Origin of the sequence: Campylobacter concisus (assembly GCF_902460545.1) — a bacterium.
Classification (GTDB): domain Bacteria; phylum Campylobacterota; class Campylobacteria; order Campylobacterales; family Campylobacteraceae; genus Campylobacter_A; species Campylobacter_A concisus_AE.
The window spans coordinates 107,718-114,141 of sequence record NZ_CABPUE010000003.1 but is presented as its reverse complement, the minus strand read 5'-3'; the positions used below and the strand labels follow the sequence as shown (position 1 = coordinate 114,141).

At 37.0% G+C, this 6,424-nt stretch carries 7 protein-coding genes; 6 read left to right on the top strand and 1 reads right to left on the bottom strand.

Translation table 11 applies throughout. From position 1 onward, the window contains the following. Nucleotides 1–295: 295 nt before the first annotated feature. Nucleotides 296–1,963 carry an anaerobic C4-dicarboxylate transporter gene (locus tag FZ949_RS03620; protein WP_103580387.1) on the top strand — a complete coding sequence of 556 codons (1,668 nt, stop codon included), beginning with the start codon at nt 296–298 and terminating at the stop codon, nt 1,961–1,963. A 51-nt stretch (nt 1,964–2,014) separates the two neighbouring features. On the opposite strand, the gene flhB is transcribed toward FZ949_RS03620, so the two are convergent. Then, nucleotides 2,015–3,088, bottom strand: a complete 1,074-nt coding sequence (gene flhB / locus FZ949_RS03615) for a flagellar biosynthesis protein FlhB (protein ID WP_103580388.1) — start codon at nt 3,086–3,088, stop codon at nt 2,015–2,017. Nucleotides 3,089–3,233: 145 nt separating this feature from the next. Between flhB and FZ949_RS03610 the strand changes: the two genes are divergently transcribed. The 5 genes from FZ949_RS03610 to FZ949_RS09265 all read left to right on the top strand — a co-directional run. Continuing rightward, entirely contained in the window at nt 3,234–4,196 is a 963-nt protein-coding gene (locus FZ949_RS03610) for a hypothetical protein (protein WP_103580389.1), read from the top strand. A gap of 107 nt (nt 4,197–4,303) precedes the next feature. After that, nucleotides 4,304–4,618: a 50S ribosomal protein L21 gene (gene rplU, locus FZ949_RS03605; protein ID WP_002942523.1), complete on the top strand. Its 315-nt coding sequence runs from the start codon at nt 4,304–4,306 to the stop codon at nt 4,616–4,618. A gap of 11 nt (nt 4,619–4,629) precedes the next feature. Continuing rightward, nucleotides 4,630–4,887: a 50S ribosomal protein L27 gene (gene rpmA, locus FZ949_RS03600; protein WP_002942569.1), complete on the top strand. Its 258-nt coding sequence runs from the start codon at nt 4,630–4,632 to the stop codon at nt 4,885–4,887. 224 nt (nt 4,888–5,111) lie between these two features. Then, nucleotides 5,112–6,170 (top strand): GTPase ObgE, encoded by a 1,059-nt coding sequence (gene obgE / locus FZ949_RS03595; protein WP_103580390.1) that lies wholly within the window; start codon nt 5,112–5,114, stop codon nt 6,168–6,170. 22 nt (nt 6,171–6,192) lie between these two features. Next, a partial coding sequence (locus FZ949_RS09265) for a hypothetical protein (RefSeq protein ID WP_187424705.1) occupies nt 6,193–6,424 on the top strand: 232 nt, incomplete at its 3' end.

Here is a 6,424-nt window from a genome sequence, read left to right as displayed (position 1 = left end):
CTATTAAATTTCGTATTTACAAGACTTCTAGGTTATTTATAAAATTTAAATAAATTTTTATTATTAATAAATTTAAAATATAACAATGCTATTTTCATTTTATATATTCTAAGACAAATAAAAATTTCAAGATCAAATAAAAAATTTGTAAGAGATAATCTTATAAATTTTATCCTAAATAAGCCTTATTAATCAAAATGTTATATTTGTATCAAATCATCCTTAAAATATAAGTTTAATCTAAATCCATAAGAGATATAATCTTGATTAAATTTATATTAACTTAGGAGGTTTCATGGATTTTCTCATGAATTTAAGTGAAGGCATGCAGTTTGCTATCCAGCTTCTCATTGTCCTTATCTGTTTGTTCTACGGAGCTAAAAAAGGCGGTATCGCACTTGGTATGCTAGGCGGTATCGGTCTTATAGTTCTTGTTTTTGGATTTAACATCGAGCCTGGTAAGCCAGCTATTGATGTTATGCTAACTATCCTTGCTGTCGTTGTGGCAAGTGCTACACTTCAAGCTAGTGGCGGTCTTGATGTCATGCTTCAAATAGCAGAAACCATACTTAGAAAAAATCCAAAATATGTAAGTATCTTAGCTCCATTTGTAACATGTACGCTTACTATTTTATGCGGCACTGGACACGTTGTTTATACTGTGCTTCCTATCGTTTATGATATCGCTATCAAAAATGGTATCCGTCCAGAGCGTCCAATGGCAGCAAGCTCGATAGCCTCACAAATGGGTATCATCGCAAGTCCAGTTTCAGTTGCTGTTGTAACTCTTACAAGCTTTCTTATTAATGCTAAAACTCACCTAGCTGGCTTTGATGGATATTTAGATCTTTTAAAGATTACGATTCCATCAACATTTTGTGGCGTTTTAGTGGTAGGAATTTTTAGCTGGTTTAGAGGTAAAGATCTTGATAAAGACGAAGTCTTTCAAACAAAGCTTCAAGATCCTGAGTTTAAAAAATATGTTTATGGCGATAGTGCGACACTTTTAGGCAAAAAGCTTCCTGGCTATCAGTGGGCTGCGATGTGGATATTTTTAGGCTCTATCCTTGTAGTTGCACTTCTTGGATATTTTAAAGATCTTCGCCCAAGCTGGACTACTTACAAAGACGCAACAGTCGTTCAAGTAATAGCTAACCTTCCAACTGAACAAAAAGTTTTAAAAACCTTAAAAATAAAAGATGCTAGCATCCAAACAGAGGCGGCTGAGCTAAAAGTAGCAAACGATAAGCTAAATGCCAATCAAAAAGCTCAATCAGTTAAAATCATCGGCAAAGATGCAAATCAAACTCTTACTCGCACAGCTGATGGTGCAGTAACATATATAAATGAAAAAGGCGCAAAAGAAGAATTCCAAGGTGCTTACATCAATATAAGCAACAAACAAGCATCTTCAAAGAGCTTAAGCATGGTTCATGTTATCCAAATTTTCATGCTTTTAACTGGCGCTATCATCTTAATCTTTACACCAACAGATGCTAGCAAGATTGGTAAAAACGAGATATTTAGATCAGGTATGATCGCTCTTGTTGCAGTATTTGGTATCTCTTGGATGGCCGAGACTATGTTTGCAGTGCATACTCCGATGATGAAAGAGGCGCTAGGAAGCATCGTAAAAGAGCATCCTTGGACTTATGCGGTTATGCTCTTGATTATCTCAAAATTTGTAAATTCTCAAGCTGCAGCCTTGGTTGCATTTGTGCCATTAGCATTAAATATCGATGTTAATCCTGCTATCATTCTAGCTTTTGCGCCAGCTTGCTACGGATACTACATCCTGCCAACATATCCAAGCGACCTTGCGGCTATCCAGTTTGATAGAAGCGGTACGACACATATTGGTAAATTTGTTATCAATCACAGCTTTATCATTCCGGGACTTATTGGCGTTATATCCTCTTGTATATTTGGCTATATTTTTGCAACTGCTTTTGGATATCTATAATAGATAAATTCTCTTGCTACTAGTAATTTCTAGTGGCAAGAGTAGAATTTATCAAAGCTTATCTTTAAATTTTTGTTTATTGCTCATATAAACGAAGCTTAGCACTTCGGCTACGGCCCTAAAAAGATGTGCTGGTATCGTATCATCGACTTCACAAATTTTATAAAGCTCTCTTGCGAGTGGTGGATTTTCATAAATTTGCACACCATTTTCAACGGCTATTTTTTTGATTTGCAGTGCTAAAAAATCAACACCTTTTGCAAGTATTATCGGTGCTTCGTCACGACTTTTATCATATCTTATCGCTACGGCGTAGTGAGTAGGGTTTGTGATGACTACGTCAGCTTGTGGGATATTTTGCATCATTCTACGCTTGGCTGCACGCATTTGTGCTTGACGAATTCTGCCCTTCACTTGCGGATCTCCTTCCATTTGCTTATACTCATCTTTTATCTCTTGCTTGCTCATACGAAGGTCTTTAAAGTATTGAAAACGTACGATGAGAAGGTCGATAAGTCCGATCACAAAAAGAATAAAAAGCATGACACTAACAAGAATGATGAGCTTTTCTTTTAGCCAAGCAAGCTGATTAAACATAGAGAAAAAGAGCGTGTGTGGCAACTCCTTTATAAACTGCAAGAAAAAATAAAATCCAACTCCAAAGACGATGCTAACTTTTAGCACGATCTTAATGCTGTCTATCACTTTTTTCATCGAGAATAAATTTTTTAGCCCCTTTAGCGGGTTTATCTTGCCAAAATTTGGCATTATAGGCTTTGTGGTAAAGATAAATCCAAACTGCATTACATTTGCGATAACACCAGCGATCGCCACACAGATACAAACTGGAAGTATCATAAGAAGCGACCTTGCAAAGGTATTTACGACGATCATTTTTACAGTTGGCAAGGTAAGTGGTTGACCGATAAATTTTGAGTAGTAGATATAAAGTGAGATGATCTGTTCTTTCATAAAATTTAGCATTGCAAGTAGTACGCCAATAGCAATAACTAGGGTCACAAACCCAGCTAGGTCCTGACTTTTGGGAACGTTGCCGTCTTTTTTGGCATCTTCTATCTTTTTGGGGGTCGCTTCTTCGGTTTTTTCCTGATCTTCGCCTGCCATCTTTGTCCTAAGCTCGCTTAAATTTAGGGCGATTATAGCCAAAATGCGGTTAAACTATCCGCTAAATTTAAATTTTGCAATTCAAAAAAACTAAGCCATTTTAGGCGTTTTTGGCTAAAATTAGCAAAAATAAGGAGCAAACAAAATGTCATTTTTAGAAGGCTTATTTAACATTTTCAAAGCCAAAAAACCACCAAAAAGCGACGAAGAGCTACTTTTGGACGAGTATGCAAGCATTTACACCCAAATAAAAGAGAAAAATTTAAACGAATACGACTTTTTATGTGAGCTCATACGATTACTCTCTTTTTCAAGAGCTAGACGCTACGACTTTTGCCTTGAAAAGTGCCTAGCTGATGGCGACGCCGAGGCACTAAATGATCTCATTTTTCAATACGCTAGGCTAAATTTACTCCCAGGATGCAGCGGTGGATACGATCAGTGTGAGAGACTAATACCGGCATTTTTTGCTATCGCTTGTGGCGACACAGATAGCATGGCAAGGATATTTCCAAAAGGCCTGCCACCTAGCAAAAACGGCTATAAATTTCTATGCGTTATGCATGATCTGCTAACGGCGATGCTTTGGCAAGATGAAAATTTACTCGCCCCTGCTCTTGAAAAGACACACACTTTTGCAGAGTCTAAAAAACCAGCAAACGAAAGAGAGGCGGTTAAATTTGTGCTTGCCCTACATAAAAAAGATGTGGCTGCTATGAGCGAGCATTTACAGAAATTTTGCTCTACATTTGGTAGGATAGAGGCGCCTAAATTTGAAAAAAGGCTTTATATTTTCGCACACGGACTTTACGCTTTGGCGCGTTACTTTTTGCCATTTGATCTTTTTAAAGAGATCAAGCTACCAAAGAGCGAAAATTTCAGTAAATTTTACGCGCAAAGGCTTTTTCAAGAAGAAATTCCCAAACCAAAACTCTATTTTGTTTTGCCACCTGAGTTTGAACTGATAAATATTATCTTAAATGCGCCAGTAGCTAAAACGCTAGTATATCAGCCACATTTGCCAAGTGACAAAACATTTTTCTTAGATCATAGCTCTATGATAAGAAATTTAGCCGATGAGATCATAAGATCAGGGGCATTAAAGTAGAATTTATAAACTTTTGGCTAATATTCACACCTTACAACCAACAAAGCTCCATAAATCTTTTGCAAAAAAGTGCTTTTTGGTCTTACCAAATTTTAGAAAGGTAGAGTATGTCAAAATACGCTATATTTAAGCATGGCGGTAAGCAATATCGTGTTAGCGAGGGTGAGTTCCTTAAGCTAGATCACTTTAGTGCTGAAGCTAAATCAACCGTTGAGATTACAGAAGTTTTGGCTGTAAATGACGGCGAAGTAAAGGTAGGTGCGCCATTTGTGAAGGGTGCAAAAGTTGTTCTTGAGGTCGTTAATGAAGGCAAAGACAAAAAAGTAGTTATCTACAAAAAACGCAGACGTAAAGACTCAAAACTAAAACGCGGCTTTAGAAGACAATTTACACGTGTAAAAGTCGTAAGTATCGCAGCTTAAGGAGATAAGATATGGCACACAAAAAAGGTCAGGGTTCAACCCAAAATAACCGTGATAGTATTGGACGCCGATTAGGTGTTAAGAAATTTGGTGGTGAGTTCGTTCGTGCTGGAAATATAATCATCCGCCAAAGAGGAACAGCAACTCACGCTGGAAATAACGTAGGTCTTGGCAAAGATCACACAATTTTTGCATTAGTCGATGGCTTTGTAAAATTTGAAAGACTTGATAAAAACAGAAAAAAAGTATCTGTTTATCCAGCTGCATAATCTTAGGGGCAATCGCCCCTTTCTTTCTTAAAATTATTCAAAAATCAAAATTTTTATTTAGTGTTTAGAATTTTTCAAATAGCTGTTTGAGAGAAATTTTAAATCAACCATAACTTTATATTTTAGGCTTCATAGTGCTCATTTTTGCTTTATTTTAGACAAGATATCACGATTTAATTTCAGTAAAGTTGGATATAATCCAAATAAAAAATTTAAGGTAAAAAATGTTTATAGATAGTGCAAGATTGACTCTAAGTTCGGGGCATGGTGGAGCTGGAGCTGTGAGTTTTCGTCGTGAAAAACATGTCATTTTAGGTGGTCCTGATGGCGGAGATGGGGGAGATGGGGGAGATGTTTATTTTGTTTGTGACAACAATACCCATACTTTAGCAAATTATAAGGGTAAAAGAGCCATGAAGGCTGGCAATGGTGAAGCTGGCATGGGCAAGCGAATGACTGGCAAAAAGGGCGAAAATTTAGAACTCATAGTCCCTCCTGGCACAGCTGTTTATGATGCACAGACAAATGAGCTGCTCTGCGATATAGTTAGCGAGGGTCAAAAGACACTATTTTTAAAGGGCGGTAAAGGCGGACTCGGAAATTTCCACTTTAAAAGCTCTATCAACCAAGCTCCAGAATACGCACAAAAAGGCATGCCTGAAGAGAGCGTAGAGGTCAGGCTTGAGCTAAAGCTTATTGCTGATGTTGGTTTAGTGGGCTTTCCAAATGTTGGTAAATCAACTCTTATTTCAACAGTATCAAATGCCAAACCGCAGATCGCAAACTACGAATTTACAACGCTTACGCCAAAGCTTGGCCTTGTTGAGGTCGATGAGTTTAGTGGCTTTGTCATGGCTGACATCCCTGGTATCATCGAAGGGGCGAGCGATGGACGCGGTTTAGGCGTTAAATTTCTAAAACATATCGAGCGAAATAAAATTTTACTTTTTATGATAGACGGAGCAAATTATAGAGGTATGAGCGAGCAGTTTAGTGTGCTAAAAGAAGAAGTCGCTAAATTTTCAAGCGTGCTTGCTAGCAGGGACTATGCTATCGCTATCACCAGAGTCGATGCAGCGGAAAATTTAGATGAAAACATAAAAGAATTTATGAAATTTTTAAAGCTAAAGCCAGAGCAAAACGGTAAATTTATCTACAAACAAGATTTACTCAGCTTTGATCATTCAAAACCATATTTTATTTTGCCGATCTCATCAGCGACAAACGAAAACATTGACGAGCTTAAATTTGCACTGCTTGAGCTGCTTAAAAAAGAGTTATAATATTTTTATTGAGGATTATAAAATGAGCATTGGTTCAGAGTGGAATAAATGGGATTTACACATTCATACGCCATTGTCTATTGTTCAGCATTATGGCAACGATACCGAAGAAGTGTGGGAGAGATATATTAAAGATATAGAAAATCTACCTCCTGAATTTAAAGTTTTAGGCATTAATGACTATCTTTTTCTTGACGGTTATGAAAGACTAAAAAAAGAAAAAGAACAAAATGGTAGATTGCAAAATATAAATC

Excerpts from the sequence above, each read along its gene's own strand:
- rplU (WP_002942523.1), top strand. The coding sequence starts at position 4,304 with ATGTCAAAATACGCTATATTTAAGCATGGCGGTAAGCAATATCGTGTT.
- FZ949_RS03620 (WP_103580387.1), top strand. The coding sequence starts at position 296 with ATGGATTTTCTCATGAATTTAAGTGAAGGCATGCAGTTTGCTATCCAG.
- obgE (WP_103580390.1), top strand. The coding sequence starts at position 5,112 with ATGTTTATAGATAGTGCAAGATTGACTCTAAGTTCGGGGCATGGTGGA.
- flhB (WP_103580388.1), bottom strand. The coding sequence starts at position 3,088 with ATGGCAGGCGAAGATCAGGAAAAAACCGAAGAAGCGACCCCCAAAAAG.
- FZ949_RS03610 (WP_103580389.1), top strand. The coding sequence starts at position 3,234 with ATGTCATTTTTAGAAGGCTTATTTAACATTTTCAAAGCCAAAAAACCA.
- rpmA (WP_002942569.1), top strand. The coding sequence starts at position 4,630 with ATGGCACACAAAAAAGGTCAGGGTTCAACCCAAAATAACCGTGATAGT.